Origin of the sequence: Micromonospora polyrhachis, assembly GCF_014203835.1 — a bacterium.
Lineage (GTDB): Bacteria > Actinomycetota > Actinomycetes > Mycobacteriales > Micromonosporaceae > Micromonospora_H > Micromonospora_H polyrhachis.
Window position 1 is genome coordinate 3,949,297 of sequence record NZ_JACHJW010000001.1, and the last position, 21,840, is coordinate 3,971,136.

22 protein-coding genes and 1 pseudogene are annotated in these 21,840 nt (G+C 70.7%); 12 read left to right on the forward strand and 11 right to left on the reverse strand.

Annotation, left to right across the window (positions count from 1 at the left end):
* Positions 1 to 81 precede the first annotated feature (81 nt).
* Complete coding sequence (locus FHR38_RS17260) at positions 82 to 1,143, forward strand: hypothetical protein (RefSeq protein WP_184535638.1); 1,062 nt, start codon at positions 82 to 84, stop codon at positions 1,141 to 1,143.
* Positions 1,144 to 1,213: 70 nt separating this feature from the next.
* Here FHR38_RS17260 and FHR38_RS17265 read toward each other — a convergent pair whose 3' ends face one another.
* Positions 1,214 to 1,999, reverse strand: coding sequence for a S1 family peptidase (locus FHR38_RS17265; protein ID WP_184535639.1), 786 nt, complete (start codon positions 1,997 to 1,999; stop codon positions 1,214 to 1,216).
* 256 nt (positions 2,000 to 2,255) lie between these two features.
* Between FHR38_RS17265 and FHR38_RS17270 the strand changes: the two genes are divergently transcribed.
* Positions 2,256 to 3,602 (forward strand): uracil-xanthine permease family protein, encoded by a 1,347-nt coding sequence (locus tag FHR38_RS17270; RefSeq protein WP_184535640.1) that lies wholly within the window; start codon positions 2,256 to 2,258, stop codon positions 3,600 to 3,602.
* 127 nt (positions 3,603 to 3,729) lie between these two features.
* Here FHR38_RS17270 and folP read toward each other — a convergent pair whose 3' ends face one another.
* The gene (gene folP, locus FHR38_RS17275) at positions 3,730 to 4,599 is read right to left on the reverse strand and encodes a dihydropteroate synthase (RefSeq protein ID WP_184535641.1); all 870 of its coding nucleotides are present in this window, start codon (positions 4,597 to 4,599) and stop codon (positions 3,730 to 3,732) included.
* A 128-nt stretch (positions 4,600 to 4,727) separates the two neighbouring features.
* Here folP and FHR38_RS33730 point away from each other — a divergent pair.
* From FHR38_RS33730 to FHR38_RS17295, 4 genes and pseudogenes are all read left to right on the forward strand, one after another.
* Positions 4,728 to 5,100, forward strand: a pseudogene (locus tag FHR38_RS33730) (DivIVA domain-containing protein); the annotation flags it as partial.
* A 400-nt stretch (positions 5,101 to 5,500) separates the two neighbouring features.
* Complete coding sequence (locus tag FHR38_RS17285) at positions 5,501 to 6,055, forward strand: SRPBCC family protein (protein WP_184535643.1); 555 nt, start codon at positions 5,501 to 5,503, stop codon at positions 6,053 to 6,055.
* A gap of 137 nt (positions 6,056 to 6,192) precedes the next feature.
* Positions 6,193 to 6,786, forward strand: coding sequence for a DNA-3-methyladenine glycosylase I (locus FHR38_RS17290; protein WP_184535644.1), 594 nt, complete (start codon positions 6,193 to 6,195; stop codon positions 6,784 to 6,786).
* Positions 6,787 to 6,790: 4 nt separating this feature from the next.
* Entirely contained in the window at positions 6,791 to 7,387 is a 597-nt protein-coding gene (locus FHR38_RS17295) for a hypothetical protein (RefSeq protein ID WP_184535645.1), read from the forward strand.
* A 60-nt stretch (positions 7,388 to 7,447) separates the two neighbouring features.
* Here FHR38_RS17295 and FHR38_RS17300 read toward each other — a convergent pair whose 3' ends face one another.
* Both FHR38_RS17300 and FHR38_RS17305 read right to left on the reverse strand, forming a co-directional pair.
* Entirely contained in the window at positions 7,448 to 8,239 is a 792-nt protein-coding gene (locus FHR38_RS17300) for an enoyl-CoA hydratase/isomerase family protein (RefSeq protein ID WP_184535646.1), read from the reverse strand.
* A complete protein-coding gene (locus FHR38_RS17305; RefSeq protein ID WP_184535647.1) occupies positions 8,236 to 9,060 on the reverse strand; it encodes a PaaX family transcriptional regulator in 825 nt (274 codons plus the stop codon). Before FHR38_RS17305 ends, FHR38_RS17300 begins: the two co-directional genes overlap by 4 nt.
* 190 nt (positions 9,061 to 9,250) lie before the next feature.
* On the opposite strand from FHR38_RS17305, the gene FHR38_RS17310 reads away from it, so the two are divergent.
* Together FHR38_RS17310 and FHR38_RS17315 are read left to right on the forward strand one after the other, a co-directional pair.
* On the forward strand, positions 9,251 to 9,418 hold the full coding sequence (locus FHR38_RS17310) for a DUF3117 domain-containing protein (RefSeq protein ID WP_184535648.1): 168 nt from the start codon (positions 9,251 to 9,253) through the stop codon (positions 9,416 to 9,418).
* 156 nt (positions 9,419 to 9,574) lie between these two features.
* Positions 9,575 to 11,074, forward strand: a complete 1,500-nt coding sequence (locus FHR38_RS17315) for a leucyl aminopeptidase (protein WP_184535649.1) — start codon at positions 9,575 to 9,577, stop codon at positions 11,072 to 11,074.
* Positions 11,075 to 11,141: 67 nt separating this feature from the next.
* On the opposite strand, the gene FHR38_RS17320 is transcribed toward FHR38_RS17315, so the two are convergent.
* Positions 11,142 to 11,768: an O-methyltransferase gene (locus FHR38_RS17320; RefSeq protein ID WP_184535650.1), complete on the reverse strand. Its 627-nt coding sequence runs from the start codon at positions 11,766 to 11,768 to the stop codon at positions 11,142 to 11,144.
* A gap of 312 nt (positions 11,769 to 12,080) precedes the next feature.
* Here FHR38_RS17320 and FHR38_RS17325 point away from each other — a divergent pair, with 312 nt between their 5' ends.
* Both FHR38_RS17325 and FHR38_RS17330 read left to right on the forward strand, forming a co-directional pair.
* A complete protein-coding gene (locus FHR38_RS17325) occupies positions 12,081 to 13,364 on the forward strand; it encodes a S1C family serine protease (protein WP_246447466.1) in 1,284 nt (427 codons plus the stop codon).
* A gap of 97 nt (positions 13,365 to 13,461) precedes the next feature.
* Positions 13,462 to 13,902, forward strand: a complete 441-nt coding sequence (locus FHR38_RS17330; protein ID WP_184535652.1) for a twin-arginine translocase TatA/TatE family subunit — start codon at positions 13,462 to 13,464, stop codon at positions 13,900 to 13,902.
* Positions 13,903 to 13,973: 71 nt separating this feature from the next.
* Here FHR38_RS17330 and FHR38_RS17335 read toward each other — a convergent pair whose 3' ends face one another.
* The 3 genes from FHR38_RS17335 to FHR38_RS17345 all read right to left on the reverse strand — a co-directional run bounded on the left by FHR38_RS17335 (position 13,974) and on the right by FHR38_RS17345 (position 17,337).
* On the reverse strand, positions 13,974 to 15,122 hold the full coding sequence (locus FHR38_RS17335; RefSeq protein WP_184535653.1) for an Mrp/NBP35 family ATP-binding protein: 1,149 nt from the start codon (positions 15,120 to 15,122) through the stop codon (positions 13,974 to 13,976).
* 273 nt (positions 15,123 to 15,395) lie between these two features.
* Positions 15,396 to 16,031: a DUF1003 domain-containing protein gene (locus FHR38_RS17340; RefSeq protein ID WP_184535654.1), complete on the reverse strand. Its 636-nt coding sequence runs from the start codon at positions 16,029 to 16,031 to the stop codon at positions 15,396 to 15,398.
* Positions 16,024 to 17,337, reverse strand: a complete 1,314-nt coding sequence (locus tag FHR38_RS17345) for a magnesium transporter MgtE N-terminal domain-containing protein (RefSeq protein ID WP_184535655.1) — start codon at positions 17,335 to 17,337, stop codon at positions 16,024 to 16,026. The genes FHR38_RS17340 and FHR38_RS17345 overlap by 8 nt, the downstream gene beginning before the upstream one ends.
* 32 nt (positions 17,338 to 17,369) lie before the next feature.
* Here FHR38_RS17345 and FHR38_RS17350 point away from each other — a divergent pair, with 32 nt between their 5' ends.
* Complete coding sequence (locus FHR38_RS17350; protein WP_184535656.1) at positions 17,370 to 18,254, forward strand: PhzF family protein; 885 nt, start codon at positions 17,370 to 17,372, stop codon at positions 18,252 to 18,254.
* Positions 18,255 to 18,333: 79 nt separating this feature from the next.
* On the opposite strand, the gene FHR38_RS17355 is transcribed toward FHR38_RS17350, so the two are convergent.
* Complete coding sequence (locus FHR38_RS17355) at positions 18,334 to 18,885, reverse strand: hypothetical protein (protein ID WP_184535657.1); 552 nt, start codon at positions 18,883 to 18,885, stop codon at positions 18,334 to 18,336.
* A 22-nt stretch (positions 18,886 to 18,907) separates the two neighbouring features.
* Positions 18,908 to 20,092, reverse strand: coding sequence for an erythromycin esterase family protein (locus FHR38_RS17360; protein ID WP_184535658.1), 1,185 nt, complete (start codon positions 20,090 to 20,092; stop codon positions 18,908 to 18,910).
* Positions 20,093 to 20,168: 76 nt separating this feature from the next.
* Here FHR38_RS17360 and FHR38_RS17365 point away from each other — a divergent pair, with 76 nt between their 5' ends.
* Complete coding sequence (locus FHR38_RS17365) at positions 20,169 to 20,915, forward strand: TioE family transcriptional regulator (protein ID WP_184535659.1); 747 nt, start codon at positions 20,169 to 20,171, stop codon at positions 20,913 to 20,915.
* Here FHR38_RS17365 and FHR38_RS17370 read toward each other — a convergent pair.
* Positions 20,912 to 21,703: an HAD family hydrolase gene (locus tag FHR38_RS17370; RefSeq protein WP_184535660.1), complete on the reverse strand. Its 792-nt coding sequence runs from the start codon at positions 21,701 to 21,703 to the stop codon at positions 20,912 to 20,914. The two genes, FHR38_RS17365 and FHR38_RS17370, sit on opposite strands and share 4 nt — an antisense overlap.
* Between the last annotated feature and the right edge of the window lie 137 nt (positions 21,704 to 21,840).

The window sequence follows — 21,840 nt, forward strand, 5'->3', positions numbered from 1 at the left end:
AGATCGATGTAGGGTTCGATCGATGTGTGCGCGATGGGTCAGTGAACTGACCGGCGCAGCGGCTGCGGATGGGAGTACCCCTTGACCTTCAAACATCGAGTACGCACGGCCGCCCTCCTCGGAGTCGTGGCCGTGACCGCCCTTCCCGCCACCTCTGTCGCAGCCCGGGACGTGGCACCAGCGTCCCTGGCTGGCGATGCCGCGTCAGTGGAGGTGGTGACCGCAGCTGCCGACCGGGTTCTGCGGGTCTACAACAACAACATCGAGAACCTGGTGACGAACAACTCGGACGGGACGTGCACCCGCATCTCCGGTCCGGACCACCTCACCTCGATGCTGGTGGACGACGCCGGAAAGACCGGGACCACCGGCGTGGCGGCCCCCGACATCCTGATCGTGCAGCAGGTGCGGGGCACCGGGCAGGCTGAGGCGTACGCGGACCAACTGGCGGCCAAGTTCGGCTATCCGGCGGGCACCTACGGGGCGATCGTGGCGTGGAGCGACCCGGAGCCCTGGGGGAGTTCGCACCATTGCAGTTCCCAGGCGCTCGGCGACCTGAAGAAGAAGCAGACCAACGCGATCATCTACAACACCCGGACGCTCAGCCTGGCCGCCGGCGACATCTCGAAATACTGGAGTGCCGGCTGGTTGAAGCCCGGGACGGCCTACAACAACGGGGCCGGATGCACGCTCTACAAGCCGCCGAACAGCGACCCGGACAGCACCGACTACTACAAGTGGAAGCGGACCAGTGCCATCGCGGCACGGTTCACCATCAAGGCGACCGGCACCACGGTGTTCGCCGCGACCATGCACCTGCCGCAGGAGAACCGGCAGAACGCCTGCGCCGGCGCTGGTTACACCGGCATCGCGAACACCGGAATCCACATCGGGGCGGACGCCACCAGCCTGATGAACGCCTCGACGATCCGGGTGGTGGGGATCGACGCGAACCGTACCGGGATCGCGGCCAGCACGCTGAGCGGCTTCGGCATGACCGGCTACGGCACGGCGGCGACGCACGGCTCAAGCAAGATCGATTACTTGTTCATCAAGGGCAGCGTGCAGCCGTCGAGCGTCGGGCACACCGTCACCGGCACCAAGTCGAACCACCGGGCCCTGTACGGCTTCATCACCTACTGACGCCACACCGGTGTGGTCCGGGGCCGGATCTGGACCCGGGCCACACCGGCCGGCGTCGGGGACGGTACGACTACACGGTTGCCATCACGTTCAGAATCCAGTCCCGGCTGTCCGGCACGGTGGCCCAGTAGTCACCGTTGCCCGCGCACGACGAGTCGCCCCAGGAGAGGACGCCCACCTGGTAGCGCAGGCCGTCCACGAGCTTGAACAGCGGCCCGCCGGAGTCGCCGAAGCACACGTTGCCGTTCGCGCCCAGCGTGCGGATGGCCCGGCCGCCGTACAAGTCCAGCTGCCCGTTGATGTGGGTCACCCCCTGGGTCGCCCGCCGCACGATGGGGGCCGGTGTGCAGGACAGGCAGGTACGACCCCAGCCGAAGGCGTACGTGGTGGCTCCCACCGTCGTCGTTGCGGTCGGCAGCCGCACCGACTCGGCGTTCGCCGATCGGTTGAGCTTCAGCATGGCGATGTCGTGGTTGGCGCGCACCCGGGAGGTGGCGACCTGGACGACCCCGCCCCCCGTGTACCAGTGGATACTCTTGACCCGGACGCTGATGCGACTGTCGGCGATCCGGGTGCTGCCGGAGTAGAGGCAGTGCCGGGCGGTGAGAATCCAGTAGTTGCTCACAATGGATCCCGTGCACTGGTAGCCGCCGTCGATCAGCACGGCGGCGAGACCGTCGGCGTCGGTCTGGTTCTCACCCCCGACGATCGGGGCGGGAGCCGCCGCTGCGGGTGCGCCCGCCAGGGGAATGGTCACCAGGAGCGCGGCGAGCACGGCCGCGAGGCGGGCGATGCGCCCACCCCCGGTGCGGTTGCTCCTCGCTGACGTGTCGAACACCGTCGTCAACCAGTTCATCGACCCTCCATCGATCAAATAGATTTTGAAGATTTTCGATTGAACTGATCGTGGCGGACAACCCGGTTTACGGCGCGATCCCAAAAAGATCGAAGAGTGTCGACAGGTCCTGCCGCTACGGCCGCGACTGATCTTCCACATGCCGGGAAGGCGGCTGACCAGGCTTGGCCGACGCGCGCAGGAAACCAGCCCCGTGCCACAATCGGCTCTCAGGGTCGATCACGCCCCCGTCCGTAGACGACGTAGAGGGCGCTCCATGACCGAGAATTCCCCCAAATCGCGTTCCCGTTGGTCTCCGTGGAGCCTGCACGGCGACGGCCGGTCCGTCCGCCCGGGTGACGTGGTGCATCCCGACGAGCGGCTCTCCTGGCCCCGTACCCTCGGCATCGGTGTGCAGCACGTCGTGGCGATGTTCGGTGCCACCTTCACCGTGCCGCTGATCACCGGCTTCCCGCCGGCGACCACGCTCTTCTTCTCCGGGCTCGGCACCCTGTTGTTCCTGGTGATCACCGGCAACCGGCTGCCGTCGTACCTCGGCTCGTCGTTCGCCTTCATCGCCCCGGTGCTGGCCGCCAAGGCCGGCGGGGACATCGGCCCGGCGCTCGGGGGGATCGTCGTCGCCGGCATCGCGCTGGCCCTCGTCGGGTTGGTGGTGCAACTCGCCGGATCGCGCTGGATCGACGCGCTGATGCCACCGGTGGTCACCGGCGCGATCGTCGCGCTGATCGGTCTCAACCTCGCCCCGGTCGCCTGGGACGGCGACGGCAGCGGCACCGGCGTCAAGGCCCAGCCGCTGATCGCGGTCGTGACACTGGCGGCGATCCTGCTCACCACCGTGGTCTTCCGGGGCTTCCTGGCCCGGCTCTCCATCCTGCTCGGGGTGGCCGTCGGCTGGGCGCTCACCGCCGCCCTCGGCAAGCTGGACCCGGCCGCGGTCACCACCCTGCGTGAGGCGGCCTGGATCGGGCTGCCGGAGTTCCACACTCCCGAGTTCAGCATGCGCGCCGTCATCCTGGTGATCCCGGTGATCCTGGTGCTGATCGCCGAGAACGCCGGGCACGTCAAGGCGGTGGCCGCGATGACCGGCCGCAACCTGGACAAGGACATGGGACGGGCGTTCATGGGCGACGGCCTGGCCACCATCCTCGCCGGCTCCGCCGGTGGCTCCGGCACCACGACGTACGCCGAGAACATCGGCGTGATGGCGGCGACCCGGGTCTACTCCACCGCCGCGTACTGGGTGGCCGGGTTGGCTGCCGTGCTGCTCGGGTTGAGCCCGAAGTTCGGCGCGCTGATCCTCACCGTGCCGGCCGGGGTGCTCGGCGGTGCCACCACCGCGCTGTACGGCCTGATCGCCATCCTCGGTGCGCGGATCTGGATCGAGAACCGGGTGGACTTCCACGACCCGGTCAACCTGATGACCGCCGCCATCGCGGTGATCATCGGCGCGGCCAACTACACCCTCACCGCCGGGGACCTGTCGTTCAACGGCATCGCGCTGGGAACCGCCGCCGCTCTGCTCGCCTACCACGGCATGCGGCTGATCGCCCGCCTGCGTGGCACCACCCCGGCCACCCGCCAGGGGCCCGACGCCGAACTCTGAACCGCTGCCGCTCCGGACGGGGCCCGTCACCGCTCAGGTGCGGGCCCCGCTGCCATGCGGCGTCGACCAGGCGCAGATACGGGTCCGGCTGCCATGCGGCGTCGACCAGGCGCAGGTACGGGTCGGTTCAGGCGAGGGCCCGGCGGGACAGCGCGGGAGGCCGGACCCCCTGGATCGAGGCGACCATGTCGAGCACTCGACGGGTTGGTCGTACCTGGTGGGCCCGGAACACCCGCGCGCCGAGCCAGGCCGAGACGGCGGTCGCGGCGAGAGTTCCCTCCAGTCGTTGGTCCACCGGCAGGTCGAGGGTCTCGCCGACGAAGTCCTTGTTCGACAGTGCCACCAGCACCGGCCAACCGGTGGCGGTCAACTCACCCAACCGGCGCGTGATTTCCAGCGAGTGTCGGGTGTTCTTGCCGAAGTCGTGCGCCGGGTCGATCAGGATCCCGTCGGGACGTACGCCGAGCGCCACCGCGCGGTCGGCCAGTCCGGTGACCGTCGTGACGACATCGGCCACGACGTCGTCGAAGGCGGTCCGATGCGGCCGAGTACGGGGGGTGAGCCCACCCGCGTGCGAACAGACCAGCCCAGCGCCGGTCTCGGCGGCGACCTGGGCGAGGGCCGGGTCGGCCCCGGCCCAGGTGTCGTTGAGCAGGTCCGCCCCGGCGGCCACCGCCTCGACGGCGACCTCGGCCCGCCAGGTGTCGATGGAGATCACCACGTCCGGGAATGCGGCCCGTACGGCGGCGATGGTGCCCACCGTCCGGCGGATCTCCTCGGCGATGTCCACCTCGGCGCCCGGCCCGGCCTTGACACCGCCGATGTCGACGATGTCGGCCCCCTCGGTGACGGCCTGATCGACCGCGCGTAACGCGGCGTCCTCGGCAAACGTCGCGCCCCGATCGAAGAACGAATCCGGCGTACGGTTCACGATCGCCATCACCGCCAGCTCACCCGGCGCGAACGTACGCCCACCGAGTCGTAGCGCTCCCGCCATCTGTGCCTCCTCGTCCCGCCGCTTCGCGGGTCGACGCTAACCCTGCCGTACCGCCGTAACGAGCAAGGGCCGGGACGGCCGCGTGGCGGGGTCGCCCGGTACCCGGCCGGCGTGCCACGATCGGCCCCATGGATCAGCTACTGCTCCTCCTGGTCGTGGCGTTGACGGTCGCGGCGGTGGTCTTCGGCGTCACGGTGTTGGTAACCGGCGGTGACTCGGGGCTGGTGCCGGCCGAGCCAGACGGCCGGGCGGTGCCGCTGCCCGGTGGTCGGCCGCTGGTGGAGGACGACGTGTCCGATGTCCGTTTCGACACCACGTTCCGGGGGTACCGGATGGCCCAGGTCGATCAGGCGTTGCGCCGGGCGGCCTACGACATCGGCTACAAGGACGAGCTGATTGGTGTGCTGGAGGCGGAGGTCATCGCGTTGCGTGAGGGACGTACCGCCGATGCCGACGTGCTGCGGCAGGCGCGGGAGGCCGCGCTCGCCCCGGCCGGGGCGGCGACTCGCCAGCCGAGCGAACCGGCCCGATCCGCGGACCAGCCGAGCGAATCGACCCGATCCGCGGACCAGCCGGCCGTGTTGGGCCCGGCCGAGGACGGACCGCGTGACGTGCCGCCGGCGACCGGGGGACTGCCGACGATCGGTCGGCTGCCGCAGATGGGACGGCAACCCGAGTCCGCTGCCGGCGGCCAGACCGTCGGAGACTCCGCTACAGCCGAGGACTCGGCGGCGGTGGAGGTCGCGCAGGATCGGCAACGCACGCAGGAGCGGGAGGGCGCAGAACCGCAGGACGTCGCGCGGCAACCGGAGACCAAGCAGCAGCCGGCGACCGGACCGGTCGAGCGGGCCGACGGATCGGTGGCGGAGCCGGACCCGACCGCGACCCGGTCGGAGCGGGCGTGAACCGACCGGCGGATGACGACCGGGGTCCGGTCGGGCCGGACGACGACCCGGGTCGGACCGAGGCGGATGGTGCGGAGGGGCTCCGTTCGGCAGCCCAGCCCGGTGCCGGCGAGGTAACCGCCACGGTCATCGTCCACGCGCCGGCCGATCGGGTGTTCGCCGCCTTCACCGCCTGGGAGCGCCAGTCGGACTGGATCCCGTTCACCCGGGTACGGGTGGTCGACGGCGACGGCGGTGAGGGCAGCCTGGTGGAGGCGGTCACCGCGATCGGACCGGTGGTGGTACGTGACGAGATGCGGGTGGTCCGGCTGGATGTCCCGTACGAGGTTCGAGTCGTCCACTGTGGTCAGATACTCCGCGGGCCGGGCGTACTGCGCTGCACCCAGATGGACCGGAACCGTACCCAGGTGGTGTGGCACGAGTGGTTCCACCTGCCCGGGGGCGCGGCCGGCCGGATGGCCTGGCCAGTGCTGTGGCCCGGTTCCAAGTTCGGCCTGACCCAGGCGTTGAAGAGATTCGCCCGACTGGTGGAGCAGGGAGCCCTGCCCTGAGCTGTACCGCCCTGAGCTGTGTCGCCGTGAGCCGTCCCGGCCGGACCTGTGCCGTGCCCTGACCGTCCGGGGCGTACGCCTCGCCATCGGCCAACCCGGCGGACACCGCCGCCGGTCGGCCGCCTACCGTTGGTGACGTGACTGACCTGGTGATCGGAGCCGACGGGCGGGCCCGCTGCGGGTGGGGGGCGAGCACGCCGGACTACGCGACCTACCACGACGAGGAGTGGGGCCAGCCGGTACGCGGTGACGACGCGCTCTACGAGCGGCTGACCCTGGAGGCCTTCCAGTCCGGCCTCTCCTGGCTCACCATCCTGCGCAAACGGCCGGCGTTCCGGGCGGCGTTCGACCAGTTCGACATCGCCACCGTCGCCGGGTACGGCCCGGCGGAGGTGACCCGGCTCATGGGTGACGTCGGTATCGTCCGGAATCGGGCCAAGATCGAGGCGGCGATCGCCAATGCCCGGGCCGCGCTGGAGCTGCCGGACGGCCTGGCCGCCCTGCTCTGGTCGTACGCGCCCGAGTCCCGACCGGCCCGACCCGGATCCGGGGCTGACGTGCCCGCCCTCACGCCGGAGTCGACCGCCCTGGCCAAGGCGCTGAAGAAGCGCGGCTTCCGGTTCGTCGGCCCGACCACCGCGTACGCGTTGATGCAGGCCACCGGGATGGTCGACGATCACCTCGCCGGTTGCCACGTGATCCGTGCCGCCGCACAACCCGTGATGGGATAGAGAAATGACCGAGTCAATCAGCCGGATCGGCACATGGGCCGTGCTCCTGCCGACCGGACGGTACGAGGCGGAGCGGCTCTTCCACCACGACACGCTGGAGTTGACCGGTGTCGAGGCGGACCGTTGCCCGGCCCCCGGCGACCAGGTCCTGGTGGTGGTCGAGGAGGAGCAGCCCCTCGTGGTGGCCCTGGGGCGGGTCACCCAAGCGCCCGGCGGGGTGACCGATCCGGACGATCCGCAGGCCGGCGAGGTCGAGGAGACGCCGCTCGTCGTGACGTACACCCAGCGGGCCTTTGACGAGCCGGTGCCGGCTGACCAACTAGCTCTGGTCGGGCCGGTGACCCCGATCGACGCGGTGACCTATCGCGAGCTGGCGGCCCGGATCGGTCCGGCTCTCGACCGTCGGGCCTGGCTGGTCAGCCTGGATCTGCCGATCGAGGCAGCCACCCCCGCCGAGGCGGTCCGCCTGTTCTGGTCGTACGTGATGGAGCTGGGGCCGCGCGAGCTGCCCACTTTCGTTTCGCCGGTCGGCAACGAGCTGGCCATGCAGGCGTTCGTGCTGGGGGTGGAGGCGAACCAGGACCCGGAGGAAGACGACTGAGCGGTCAGGAAGAGCCCCTTCCCGAGGCAGAATCCGATAGGAAGCGGCTCTTCCCCACACTCAACGCCCCTCGTAGACCGCCTTCTGCTTGTTGACGAAGGCGAGCGTGGCGGCCCGGTGGTCGGCGGTAGCGCCGCAGATCGACTGGGCCCGCGCCTCGGCGGCCAGCGCCTCCGACAGCGTGCCGGCGTCGCCGATCGAGAGCTGTCGCTTTATCGCCCCGTAGGACACCGTCGGACCGGCCGCGAGTCGGGCGGCCAGTTCCTGGGCGGTCGGCAGCACCTGCTCGTCGTCGTCCACCCGCCGGGTGAACAGACCGAGCCGGTCGGCCTCGTCGACGCCGACGGGCTCGGCCAACATCAGCAGCTCGACCGCCTTGGCGTGGCCGACGAGCCGGGGCAGCGACCACGAGGCGCCGGTGTCGGCGGCCAGCCCGACCCGGGCGAAGGCCATCAGGAAGCTGGTCCGCGGGCCGCCCACCCGGAAGTCGGCCAGGAAGGCCAGCGACGCGCCGGCCCCGGCGGCCATGCCGCGTACCGCCGCGACCACCGGCTTGGGCAGGTTGGCCAGCCGTGCCGCGATCGGGTTGTAGTGGGCATGCACGGTACTGAGCGGATCCTGGCTGCCGGACTCCAGGATCTCGACGTGTTCCCGCAGGTCCTGCCCGGCGCAGAAGTTGTTCCCGGCACCGGTGAGCACCACCGCCCGGCAGGAGCGGTCGGTCTCCAACTCGGCCAGGGTCTCCCGCAACGCCTCCTTGAGGGCGACGTCCAGCGCGTTCATCGCGGCAGGCCGGTTCAGGGTGAGGGTGACGACGGCGTCGGTACGGTCGACCAGCAGCGGCTCGGTCACGGTTTGCGGCCCTTCTTTTGTCCGGCTCGGTTACCGGTGTCGAGGCAACGCTCGACATACCGGTCGGCAGCGGGGCGCAGTCGGGCGGCGTGCCGATCGAAGAATGCCGCCGCGCTGGTGCCGGGCCATCGTTCGGGAAGCAGCGCCGGTGGTAACTGCGGATCCCGGAAGAGGAACGTACGCCACGCGTGTACCAGCCGGAACCGGGCGGCGTACGCCTCCATGTCCCCGCTGCGGGCGGTCACGGCGGCCAGCAGCGGTCGCTGCTGCGTCACGAAGCGTTCGTAGGCCCTGCCGATCTCGGCGAGGTCCCAGGCGCGTCGGACCAGCGCCATCGCACCGGAGGTGCCGGCGGCATGGGTCGCGGTGAACCGCTCGTAGCGCATCCCGGTCTCGGCGAGCAGCCCGTCGATGTCCTCGCCGGTCCGGGTGGCGACCCAGGTCTGCTCGTCGAGTGTCCCGTAGCCGAGGAAGGCGAGGTGGGAGGCGAGACGCTGCCGTTCGCGGCGGGCGGCTGGCGGCTGGAGCACGATCAGGTCGAATCGGCCGTCCCAGCCGATGCGGGTTGTCCGGTAGATCCGGGCCGCCGCCTCGTCCAATCGACGGGCGGCTTTCGGGGTGATTAGATATCCCGGTCCGGCGGCGAGCCGGAGCGGGTGCAACCAGCCTTGCCGCACCATCCGAGAAACCGCCGTACGCACCGCCGGGGGGGCGATCCCGAGGGGGGAGAGCAGTTTCACCAGGGCGGCGACCGGTGCGCGGCCACCCCGGGAACGGAGGTGGTCGCCGTACAGGTCGAAGAGCGCCGACCGTGCCTGCATGACCGCACATTGTGACAGCCCAGTGCAAGATATGCTAGACGCTGTTACAGACGTGCTGGTTCGGTTTGGGTCCGGCGGTGTTTATCAGGGAAAATCGTTGGTCGACACCACAGGGCTTGCGCGCGGTGGTGCTGACGAAGTGGCTGTGGGGTAATCCACCGACCCTGCTATAGGTCTGAGGGGAGACAACATGGCGGCGATGAAGCCGCGGACGGGCGACGGTCCGCTGGAAGTCACCAAGGAGGGCCGGGGCATCGTCATGCGGGTTCCGCTGGAGGGTGGTGGCCGACTCGTCGTCGAGATGACTCCCGACGAGGCCAACGCGCTCGGCGACGCGCTGAAGAACGTCGTCGGCTAATCGATCCATCACGGTCCGGGTGCGAACAGCGCCCGGACCGTTTCGTCACCCCTGGACCAGCGACTCGTTGCTGGTGCAGGGTTTGCTCCGGGTAGCTGGGTCCGGTGGGATCCACTGGCGGCCCGGTTCGTCCAAGAACCTGGAGGTACGGTCGGCGTGCTGGCCATTCGTCTCGTGGTCGATCCGACCGGAATCGACGCGCTCGCCCTGCCGGTCCGCCCCGTCGAGGGGGCGGTTGTCGGTGAACCGTCGGCCGAGGTCGTCTCGACCGCGCTGGCCGTTTCGGCCGATCTTCTCAGCGAGGCCGCCGCGCTGCTGCCCGAGGTCGATCACACCGGCGCATCAGGGGTGTCGCATCGGTCGATCCGACCGTTGGGTAGCCCGAGCCGGCTCTTGCTGATCGGGGTCGGTGCCGGCGAGGAGGCCGACTGGCGAGCCGCCGGAGCGGCGATCGCGCGGACTGGCGTACGTGAGAGTTCAATCACTTTAGCGATGTCGGCCGATGCTTCCCCGGCTGCTGTGCGGGGCGTGGCCGAAGGGCTGTGGCTGGCGTCGTACCGGTTCCGGATGCCGGACCAGCCGGCGGCGGCCGAGGATGACGCGCCAACCCTTGGTGAGGTGCTGCTGGCGGTAGCCGACCCAGAACGCTACGAGGCGGCACTGGCCACGGCCCAGGCCACCGCCGAGGCGACCCGCTTCGCCCGGGACCTGACCAACATGCCCTCCTCGGTAAAGAGCCCGCAGTGGTTCGCCGAGCAGGTGGCCGCGGCTGCCGCCGGTCACGACGGGCTGACCGTCCGGGTCCGGGAGCCCGAACAGCTCGCCGCCGAGGGCTTCGGAGGCATCCTCGCCGTCGGTGGCGGTTCGGCCCGGGGACCGCGTCTCGTGGAGCTCACCTGGCAGCCGGCCGACGCCCAGACGCACGTGGTGCTGGTCGGCAAGGGCATCACCTTCGACACCGGGGGCATCTCCATCAAGCCCCGTGACGCGATGAAGCTGATGCGCAAGGACATGGGCGGGGCGGCGGCCGTCATCGCCGCCACCATCGGAGCCGCGGCCCTACGCCTACCGGTACGGGTCACCGCGCTCGCCCCGCTCGCCGAGAACATGCTCAGCGGTTCGGCGTTCCGCCCCGGTGACGTGGTGCGCCACTACGGCGGGCTGACCAGCGAGACCACCAACTCCGACGCGGAAGGTCGACTGGTCCTCGCCGACGCGATGGCGTACGCGGTGGAGCAACTCGCGCCCGACCTGCTCATCGACCTGGCCACCCTGACCGGGGCCAACGCGGTGGCGTTGGGCAAGCGCACCGGAGCCCTCTACAGCGACAGCGACGAGTTGGCCGACGCGATGCTGGCGTCCATCCGCGAAGCCGGTGAGTCGGCCTGGCGAATGCCGTTGCCGACGGACTACGTCGAATACCTCGGCAGCGAGTTGGCCGACTTCTACAGCACCCCCACCCAGGGGGCGGGTTCGGTGCTCGCCGCGCTCTATCTGCGGGAGTTCGCCGGTAAGCTGCGCGACCGCTGGCTGCACATCGACATGTCCGCGCCGTCCTGGGCGGAGGCCGACTCGGCCGAGCTGACCAAGGGAGCCACCGGCTGGGGCGTCCGTACGCTGCTGCGCTGGCTGGCCACCTCACCGACGGCCGGCTGACGAGAGACCAGTGGTGGAGCGGGCAGCCCGGCTGATCCCGCTCCACGCAGCGGTCGACGTGCCCCGGCTAGGCCCGCTTCACGGCGGCGAGTAGGCCCTCACCAGTGGGCAGCAGCGCCGGAACCCATTCCTCCGACTCGCGTACCGCCTTGATCATTTCCCGTACGGTGATCGTCTCCAGGTCCCGGGCGGCCGGGTCGGCGATCCGGCCACCCACCAGCGTGCCGTTGACCGCGAGCACCCCACCGGGGCGCAGCAGCCGGAGGGCCTCGTCGACACAGGCGGTGTTCTCGGCGGCGTCGGCGTCGATGAAGACGAGGTCGTAGACCCCGTCGGCCAATCGGGGCAGCACGTCGAGCGCCCGGCCGGCGATGATCCGGGTACGCCCGGAGGGGAACCCGGCCTCCAGGAAGATCCGTCGGGCGATCCGCTGGTGCTCGGCCTCCAGGTCGATCGTGGTGAGTACGCCGTCGGGGCGCATGCCGCGCAGCAGCCAGACGCCGCTCACCCCGGTACCGGTGCCGATCTCCACCACCGCCCGGGCACTGCCGGCGGCGGCCAGCAACCGCAGGGCGGCACCGACGCCGGGGGTGACGGCATCGAGGCCCACCTCGTTGGCGAGACTTCGTGCGGTGCGAAGGACCAGGTCCTCGGCGACGTACGTCTCGGTGAACTGGAGTGCCTGCGTGGTCATCGGATTGACTGACCGGGCGACCGTGGCGATGGGACACCTCCGGGCGGCGGGAAGGGGAGTGGGACGGGTTGCGAGTATGAGCCTAGAGGCGGCGCGACGAGATCGGCAGCCTGTCGTACGGGCACCGGTCTACAGGCGAGGCAAGCATCGAATGCTTTCCGGGTATCCGTGTAATCCTGGATGCGGAGATCCGACCGCCCGACCGCCGGGGGAGATGCCACCGGCGGCGAACGGCGTCCGGTATCTGGGACGGACTGGGAGGCCCTTGACGTGACCGACGGCTGGAACTGGCGCCAGCCCGACGGAACCCCGATGCCGGCGTATCCGCCGACCTCGGTACCCCCGTCGGCCGCCCCACCCGCAGCGACTCCGGGTGCTCCGGCTCCCGGGGCCTCACCCTGGTGGTCCGACGCGCTCAGCGACCCGTGGCGTGATCCACGGACCCCGGCGGCGGTGGTGGTGACCCCGGTAAGACCGAGCGGCAGCATCGACCCGGAGCCGGTCGTGGACCCGGATGTCGGCCCGCGTCGGGGACTGGCCCAGATTCTCCTGGTGCCGTTGATCACTGCCCTGCTGGCCGGTGCCCTGGGCGGTGCGCTGGGGTACGGCTTTTCGGTCCGAAATGGAGCCGGCGGGGGTGCCGTACTCGGCGCGCAGGGCAGTGAGGCGCCGGCCGCCGCGCAGCGCCGGCCCGACTCGTTGGCGGGGGTCGCCGAGCGGCTGCGACCCAGCGTCGTGACGGTACGGGTCGGGGGACGCGGCGGGTCGAGCCTCGGGTCCGGTTTCGTGGCCAGCGCCGACGGTTACGTGATCACCAACGACCATGTAGTCGCCGGGGGGTCAGGTTCGGCGACAATCGTCTTCAGCGACGGTTCGACCTCCCCGGCCAAGTTGGTCGGCCAGGACCCGGAGTCGGACATCGCGGTGCTCAAGACGTCCCGGACCGGGCTGTCCCCGGTCGAGTTCGGTGACTCGGACGCGATCGCGGTGGGGGATCCGGTGCTGGCCTTCGGGTCTCCGCTCTCGCTCGCCAACACGGTCACCGCCGGCATCGTCAGCGCGCTGGACCGGACCATCCAGGCCGGGGAGCCGGGTGGGACCACCCGCTACTACGCCGCCATCCAGACCGACGCGGCGGTCAACCAGGGCAACTCGGGTGGACCGCTGGTCGACGGGGCCGGACGGGTGATCGGCGTCAACTCGGTGATCAAGTCGTTGGCCAGCGACGAGCAGGAGGCGGGCAACATCGGCCTGGCCTTCGCCATCCCGATCAACCAGGCCAAGCGGCTGACGCAGGAGATCATCGACACGGGCAAGGCCCGGCGTACCGTGATCGGTGCCCAGGTCACCAACGCCGGAGCCGGTGCCGCTGTCGGCGTACGCCTCTCCGCCGTCGACCGGAGCGGCCCGGCGGCGGCGGCCGGACTGCGGACCGGCGACGTGATCCTCAAGTTCGACGGCCGGCCCCTCACGGAGCCGGGTGATCTGATCGCTCTGGTCCGCAAGTACGCACCCGGCTCGGTGGTGACCGTCGAGTACCGGCGGGGCAGCGCCCAGCAGAACGTGTCGGTGACGCTCGCGGCGGACGTCAAATAGTGGTCATGCGTCGGGTTGGCCGGCGCGCACCCTCTCCCATGATCGGTGGCGACGTGCGTACTCTTGCGCAGGGGGATGGCATGAGGAGGGTCGGCAGGTGTTCGAGAACCTGAACATGTGGGAGGTCGGCGGGCTGCTGCTCGTCGCCCTGCTGATCTTCGGCGACCGACTGCCCCAGGTGATCGGCGACGGGCTGCGGATGCTGCGCAACCTGCGGAACATGGCCCGCAACGCGACCACCGACCTGAGCCGGGAACTGGGCACCGACATCCAACTGGAGGACCTGCACCCAAAGGCGTTCATCCGTAAGCACCTGCTCAGCGAGGAGGACGAGGAGGCGCTGCGGAAGCCGTTGCAGAGCGTCTACAACAACGTACGCTCCGACATCGAGGGGGTGCGGGGCGAGTTGAAGGACGTCGCCTCGGGGATGGACCTGAAGTCGGCAGAGGGTTCCTCAGCCAAGGCAGGCCCGGTGGATGGTGGCGGTACGACCGCACCCGCACCGCGCGGTGCCGCCGTCGACCTCGACGCCACCTGACCACGCCTGACACTGATACGTCTGCCTGTAAGAAAGGCCCCCTCCTGCAGGAGGGGGCCTTTCCGGACAGCTCAGCGACCGGCGGGGCGCAGCCCCAGCGGCTTGCCGAGCAGCGACTCGCGCCGGACCGCGAGGCGGTCGGCCACCTGGTTCAACGCGACGGCGGCCGGGGCGGACGGCTCGGCCAACACGATCGGCGTACCAGCGTCGCCGGCCTCGCGTACCCGGGTGTCGAGCGGGATCTGGCCCAGCAGCGGCACCTGCGCGCCGACGACCTGGGTCAGTGACTCGGCAACCGTGGCACCGCCACCCGAACCGAAGATCTCCATCCGGGAGCCGTCGGGCATCTCCAGCCACGACATGTTCTCCACCACGCCGACGAGACGCTGATGGGTCTGTAGGGCGATCGCGCCGGCCCGCTCGGCGACCTCGGCGGCGGCGGCCTGCGGGGTGGTCACCACCAGGATCTCGGCGTTGGGCAGGAGTTGGGCCAGGGAGATGGCCACGTCGCCGGTGCCCGGCGGCAGGTCGAGCAGGAGTACGTCCAGCTCGCCCCAGTAGACGTCGGCGAGGAACTGCTGCAACGCGCGGTGCAGCATCGGCCCCCGCCAGACGACCGCCGCGTTTCCGGCGGTGAACATGCCGATCGAGATGACCTTCACGCCGTGCGACTGCGGCGGCATGATCATGTCCTCGACCCGGGTCGGGCGGGCCTCGGTACCGAGCATGCGCGGCACGGAGTGACCGTAGATGTCCGCGTCGACCACGCCGACCGAGAGTCCCCGGGCGGCCAGGGCGGCGGCCAGGTTGACCGTCACGCTCGACTTGCCGACGCCGCCCTTACCACTGGCCACGGCGTAGACCCGGGTCCGCGAACCGGGCTGGGCGAACGGGATGACCGGCTCATCGGTCGCGCCGCCACCGCGCAGTTTCGCCTGGAGGGACTGGCGCTGTTCCGGGCTCATCACGCCGAACTCGATCTCCACCCCGGTTATCCCGGGTACCGCGCCGACGGCGGCGGTGATGTCCGTGCGCAGCTTGTCCTTCAACGGGCAGCCGGCCACGGTGAGTAGGAGTTCCACCCGTACCACGCCGTCCGGGCCGATCACGGCGGAGCGCACCATGCCCAGATCGGTGATGGGACGGCGGATCTCCGGGTCGTTGACGGTGGCCAGGGCGGCCTGGACCGCTTCCTCGACGGTGCTGGCAGGTGCAGACATGCCCGCAATGTTACGTCGCGACCCCGGCCAGACCGCCGTTCACCGGCGACCGGGGGGAGTGATGACCACGACCCTCCCGGCCCGGCACGGTGCCCGCTTCCGCTGCCGTTGAGTAGGAGGTGGCCGTTCGTAAGTAGTCTGTCCGATCTGCGTAGGCAGCTGGGGGTGCTGATTTGAGGCTGGACGCCGTACCAGGGGGGTGCGACGATCGTTCAGGATCGCCGCGCGCCTGGCCCCTTGAGGCGCGCGGCGACTTCTCTCGGGTAGCCAAGGTCACACCGGCGGTGGGTCGCCGTCGACCTCGTCTCGCGGCTCGTCGATCGGGTCCGCCCCGGTCTCCGTACGCCTCCTCGTCTGACCGGTCCCGGTCTCCGTACGCCCCGTTGTCTGACCCGCCCGCAGCTTCCGCCGGTCGAGCCGCTGTCGACGCTGGGCCTGCTCGTCGAGTTCCTCGGCGAGCCGGGACAGCTCCGAACGGACGAAGTCGCGGGTGGCCACCTCGCCGAGCGCGATCCGAAGCGCGGCGATCTCCCGGGTCAGATACTCGGTGTCCGCCTTCTGCAGGGTCGCCCGCCGCCGGTCCTCCTCCGCCGCGACGCGGTCCCGGTCGGCCTGCCGGTTCTGTGCCAGCAGGATCAACGGTGCCGCGTAGGAGGCCTGGAGGGAGAGCACCAGGGTCAGGAAGGTGAAGGTGTACGGGTCGAAGCGCCAGTGCGCCGGAGCCAACGTGTTCCACCCCAACCAGGCCAGGATCACGATGCTCATGTAGACGATGAACTTCGCGGTGCCCATGTACCGGGCGATCCCCTCCGACCAGCGGCCGAAAGCCTCCGGGTCGAACCGGGGCAGCCTGATCCGGCGCGGCTCCCGGGGCTGGTCGAGACGTTCCATCCGGCGCGGCTCAGCCATCGGGGCCGCCCGTCGGTCCGGCCCCGGGGGCCTGGCCCGGGGTCGTCCCCCCGCCCGACTGGTCGTCGTCACCGGTCCGGTCCCGCCAGTCCCGAGGCAGCGACTGATCGAGTACGTCGTCGACGGTGACCGCGCCGACCAGCCGGTTGTTGGTGTCCACGACCGGCATCGCCACCAGGTCGTACATCGCCATCCGGCGGGTGATCTCCGGCAGCGGGGTGCCCGGCTGGAGCGGGTCGAGATCGTTGACCACCATGGCACCGAGCAGTTCGGCCGGGGGCTCCCGCAGCAGCCGCTGGAAGTGCACGATGCCGAGGTAGCGGCCGGTGGGGGTGGCCATCGGGGCGCGGACCACGAAGACCTGGGCCGCGACCGCCGGGGAGAGCTGCGGCTCTCGAATCCGGGCCAGCGCCTCGGCGACCGTGGCGTCCGGGGGCAGGATCACCGGTTCGGAGGTCATCACACTGCCGGCCGTACCCGGCTTGTACTTGAGCAGTTGCCGGACCGGGTCCGCCTCGTCCGGCTGCATCAGGTCGAGCAGTACGTCCCGCTCCGGCAGCGGCAACTCGCTGAGCAGGTCGGCCGCGTCGTCCGGGTCCATCTCCTCCAGAACGTCGGCGGCCCGTTCCCGGCCCAGCGCGGTGAGGATCTCCACCTGGTCGTGCTCCGGTAACTCGCCGAGGACGTCGGCGAGGCGGGCGTCGTCCAGGGCGGCGGCCACCTCGTTGCGGCGGGTGTCGGACAACTCCTGCAACGCGTTGGCCAGGTCCGCCGGTCGCATGTCCTCCAGTACCGCCAGCAGGTTGGCCGTACCCCGGGCCTCGGACGCCCCGGTCAGGCCCGGAGCCATCTCCCAATCCAACTGGTGCAGTTGGCCTCGGCGGGTGAGCCGGCCGGTCTGTTCCCGTACGGCCACCCGGGTCAGGGACCATTCGCCGCTACGACTGGACTCCATCGCCACGTCGACGACGACACCGGTGCCACCGGTCGACTCGATCCGTACCCGTCGGTCGAGTAGCTCTTCGAGGACCAGCAGTTCGTTGGGGCGCTTCTCGAAACGGCGCAGGTTGAGCGTGCCGCTGCCCAGTACCACCGCCTCGGAGTCGATCGAGGTGATCCGGTTGATGGACAGAAAGATCCGTCGACGCAGGGGCATCTCCGCGACCAGTCCGACGACCTGGGGGGAATTGGCCGCGCCGCGTAGCCGCGCCACCGCGTCGCGGACCCGGCCCACCTGGTCACCGTTGGGGTCGAACACGGTGAGGCCGGCGAGCCGGGCGATGTAGACCCGGGTGGGCATGGTCACGGTTCAAGCCTAGGTGGCCTAGGTTTATCACCATGTCGACGTTGGCTTACGAGATCGTGGACGTCTTCACCGACCGACCGTTCGCGGGTAACCCCCTCGCGGTGGTCTTCGGTGCCGAGGAGTTGGCGACCGGGCAGTTGCAGGCGCTGGCCCGGGAGTTCAACCTGTCGGAGACCGTGTTCGTCCTGCCTCCGACGGTCGCCGCTGCGACCTACCGGGCCCGGATCTTCACCCCGGAGCGAGAACTGCCGTTCGCCGGGCATCCCAGCGTCGGTGCGGCGGTGACCGCCGCGCGGCGGGGCTGGCTCTTCGGCGGGTGGACGCTGCCCGGCACGGTCGTCCAGGAGTGCGGTGCCGGCCTCCTGCCCATCGAGGTCGTCGGTCAGGCGGCGACCCTGACCGGGGGTACGGCGACCCTCGGTCCGGAGCTGGACCCGGAACTCCTGCTTGCCGTCGTCGGGCTGACCGTCGACGACCTGGTCGGCCCGCCGCCCCGGCTGGCCGGATGCGGGCTGGAGTTTCCCTATCTGCTGGTCCGCCCGGATGCGGTCGCCCGGGTACGGCCCGACAGTGCGGTAGCGCATCGGTCGGGTGTGGGGCAGATGAGCGTCTTCGCCTGGCTGCCCGACGAGCGGGTGGCGCACGCCCGGGTGTTCGGCTTCGAACTGGGGGTGCCGGAGGACCCGGCCACTGGTTCCGCCGCACTCGGCCTCGGGGTCTGGCTGGTGGCGAGCGGGCTGCTGCCCGGGGAGGGCCGATCGGCGTACGGCGTACGGCAGGGCGTGGAGATGGGGCGCCCGTCCTGGCTGGAGTGCACGGTGACCGCCGCCGCCGGGGTGGCGGTCGGGGCCACGGTGGCCGGTGCGGTGCAGCCGATAGCGCACGGCGAGATCGCCGTTCCTCCGTTCATCGGCTGACCAGTCCACGGGCTCCTGGTTCCCGGTGATCGACTGGCTCAACCCTGCGGGTCACCGGAAGGTCGGGGTGAGTCCCGTCTCAGCGGCGGCGGACCCGGTGCAGTCGGAACGGCTTGCGGGTCGGTCGGGCCGCCGGGGTCGGCCGGGGCGGGGCGGCGAGCGATCCGTCGGGCACCGAGTCACCGGCCGCCACCGGAGCGCCCACCGGGGCCAACCGGCTGAGCGCGCACCCGTCCGCCCACCGTTCGACCAGTTCGGCCGCGCTGCCGGAGGCGTTGAGTCGCTTGGCGGCGACCTGGGGAGCGATGCTCGTCCACTGCTCGCTGTCGGGCCGTACCCGGCTCACCTCGGCGGACCAGGTCACGATTTGCCCGCCGTGGTCACCGCGCAGGGTCACCATGGCACTCGACGCCTCGGCGAGTCCCGGGGCGGACTGCTCCCCGGGACCGCTGACGAAGTAGAGCGCCCCGTCGATTGGCACGCACCAGAGGGCGAGTGCTGGTCCGCCGTCGACCGCCACCCAGGCCACGGCTGCCTTCTTGATCGCCTCGTCCACCAGCGGCGACGTCGCCCGCTCGGTCACGTCCTCAGTCACCTCTGCATCCTGCCGTAACCGCGATGCCGGCGACATCCCAGCGGGCCCCGGAGGCGACTCAGATGTCCTTGACGAAGACGATGGCGTCGATCTGGTCGGTGGTGGCCGGATCGAGGGCAAAGTAGGTGTGGTCGGCCGGGACACGGGGCGTCAGCTTGCGATCGATGCCGGCGGCGAGGCGGCCGGGATCAACGACGCTGCGGGCGTGGGGGAGGGTCGACAGGAGCCCTTCGAGGGTGTCGGGACGGGGGACGTCGGAGCCGCGGCTGCCGAAGGTGGTGGCGGCGAAGGCGTACTGGTCACCGAGACGGGTGGCGATGATGGCGCCCGCGCTCCACCACTGCAGCGGCTGGTCGGCAAACTGCATCTGACTCCGGTGACGCTGCAGGTGGGCGTTGTGGGCGAAGGCGAGGGTGGGGCCGCGACGGGCCTCGCGGCGGACGATGGCGTCGAGGTTGTCGGCCATCATCGCATCGCGCAGGCACACGAGCGTGCCGAAGCGGGTGGGCGTGGTGTCGGCCATGCCGGCGTGGTAGCGCAGCAGCCCGGCGGCGGTGCGGGCGTGCAGGTCGGCATGCCACCAGTCGTCGGGGGAGGTGGCGGCCGTCAGGTGGGGGGCGTGCGCGGCGAGCAGCGTGCGCAGGTCGTCGGCGATCAGGCGCAGCTTCTTGGCCTCGGGGGTGCGGCCGACGGACCGGGCGGGATCCATCATGGCGGCCGGATTGGTCCAGCGTTCGTCAGGGCCGACTAGCTCGTCGAGCGTCTCGCGACTCCAGGCCAGATCGAGGTGGGCGGCGAGGTGGTCGTGCAGTGCGGTCAGGGCCGGGCGGGGGCTGGCGGCGCCGGCAGTCTCCAGGGGGCCGTCGAAGCCGTAGAAGCGGAGCCGCTCGTGCGGGGGGCGCTGCTCGTTGTAGGCGCGCATCCAGCGCAGGAGTTCGCGGTTGGCGGGCATGGCGCTGAAGCCGTGGCTGAAGCCCCGACTCGTCGCATCGTCGAGGGTCCCGATGCCGTCGTTGACGTACGCGTCGGCGATCAGGGCTGACAGGCAGTCGCTCTCCAGGGTTATCGAGCGGTAGCCCTCGTGTTCGACGAGGTGGCGAAAGAGTTCGTTGCGCAGCTCGGGAAAGGCTTCGACGCCGTGGGTGGGCTCGCCGAGGCCGAGCAGGCGGGTGGCGGGGGACAGGAGCGCGGTGAGGGCCTCACCGGTGTAGGGACGGGCAGCGTCCCGGATCAGGGCGGTCATGCATTCAACCGTATCGTTGAACCTTCGGTGTAAACTTTGACAGAATTTTCTGCTGTCGGTTAGGACGTACCTTCAAATGCGGTTGCGGCCCATCGATCTGGCGCGCGAGCACGGCCTGTCCACGCAGGCGGTGCGCAACTACGAGGAGGCAGGGATCCTGCCGCCGGCCGGACGCTCGCCGCACGCCTACCGCGTCTACGCTCCGCGCCATGCGGTGGCATTGCGGGCGTTCCTGGCGTTGATCCCCGCGCACGGCCACGCGGCCGCCGGGGCGATCATGCGGGCGGTGAACGGCGGAACGGTCGAGGAGGCGCTGCGGCTGATCGACGAGAGCCACGCACAGCTGGCCGACGACCGGCGCACGCTGGAGGCCGTGGAACGAGCGCTGCGCGACCTGGTGCCACCGCGTGAGCTGGAGCCGGGCGTGACGTTCATTGGGCCGTTGGCACACCGGCTCGGTATCCGGCCGGCGACGTTGCGCAAATGGCAACGGGCCGGGCTGATCGTGCCCCGACGCGATCCACGCACCGGTTACCGCGTCTACACCTCCGCCGACGTGCGCGACGTGTTGCTGGCCCACCAGTTGCGACGGGGCGGGTACGGGCTGACGCAGATCGCCCGGGTGTTGGACCAGGTACGGACAGCGGGCGGACCGGAGCCCCTGCGGGCGACGCTGCGGGAATGGCACGACCGACTCACGGCGCGGGGCCGGGCGATGTTGGCGGGCGCCGCCGCGCTCGACGCCTATCTGGGCAGCCCTCCAACGCCCCGCCAGGCGGAGACGGCGACGGGCAGCAAGCCCCTGACAACCAGACGGGGCTAGACCCGGGCGTACCGGTGTTCCGGGGCGAGCAGTCCACGATCCAGGAAGGTGGGCCACGGTCCCCCGACGATCCGTCGGAGGAGGGGTCCGGCCGTCGGGATCCGGGGGTGGTCGACCAGTTCGATCACCTCGCTGAGCGAGGTCAGCATCGGACCGTCCCAGCCGGTGTCGGAGTTGAAGACGAGATGCCCGCCGAGGTCGGGGGCGGCCAGCCGGACCGCCGCCAGCCCGGCTCGGGCTGCTCCGGTCAGTTCCTGGCTGCCGCCGTCGCCGACGTACAGGCACTCCCACGGGGGTACGGCCAACCGGGCGCAGGCCGCCAGGTAGAGAGCGGGATCGGGTTTGCAGGCACCGAGTCGTACCGAGAGGACCTGGGCGTCGAGCAGCGGTGCCACCGGAAGTCGGGGGAGGAAGACCGGCAGTTCGTGCGTACAGTCGCTGACCAGCCCGATCCGTAGGCCCCGCTGGCGGAGCGCGCGCAGCACGGGCACCGCGTCACTCCGTAGCCGGGTGTCCGCGTGGATAGCCGCGAACCGCGCGGCGACCGCCGCGCGCAACGCCCCCGCCGACGGGCGGACCCCGGCCCGATCGGCGACCCAGCGCAGGGTGGCTTCGGTGTCGCCGATCGCCCCGGTGGCCCGCTGGTAGAACGACTGGTCGAGTATGTCGACCAGGGTGTCCCGGGAACAGCCGAGGGCGTCGGCGACGGCGGTGTGCCGCCAGCCCCGTTGCACAGGGCAGGTGAGGGTGCCGAAGAAGTCGAACAACACAGCCCGATATCTGGGCACGGTGAACCAGGCCTCCGGAGGGTGAGGGGCTGCCGAGGCGGAGATCGAATGATCGTAACGGCATGTCGATCTTCTCGTGTCCCCGAGTGACAACCGGGGATCTTGTTCCTGGTTGGCCGGAGGATGGCGATGCCGAC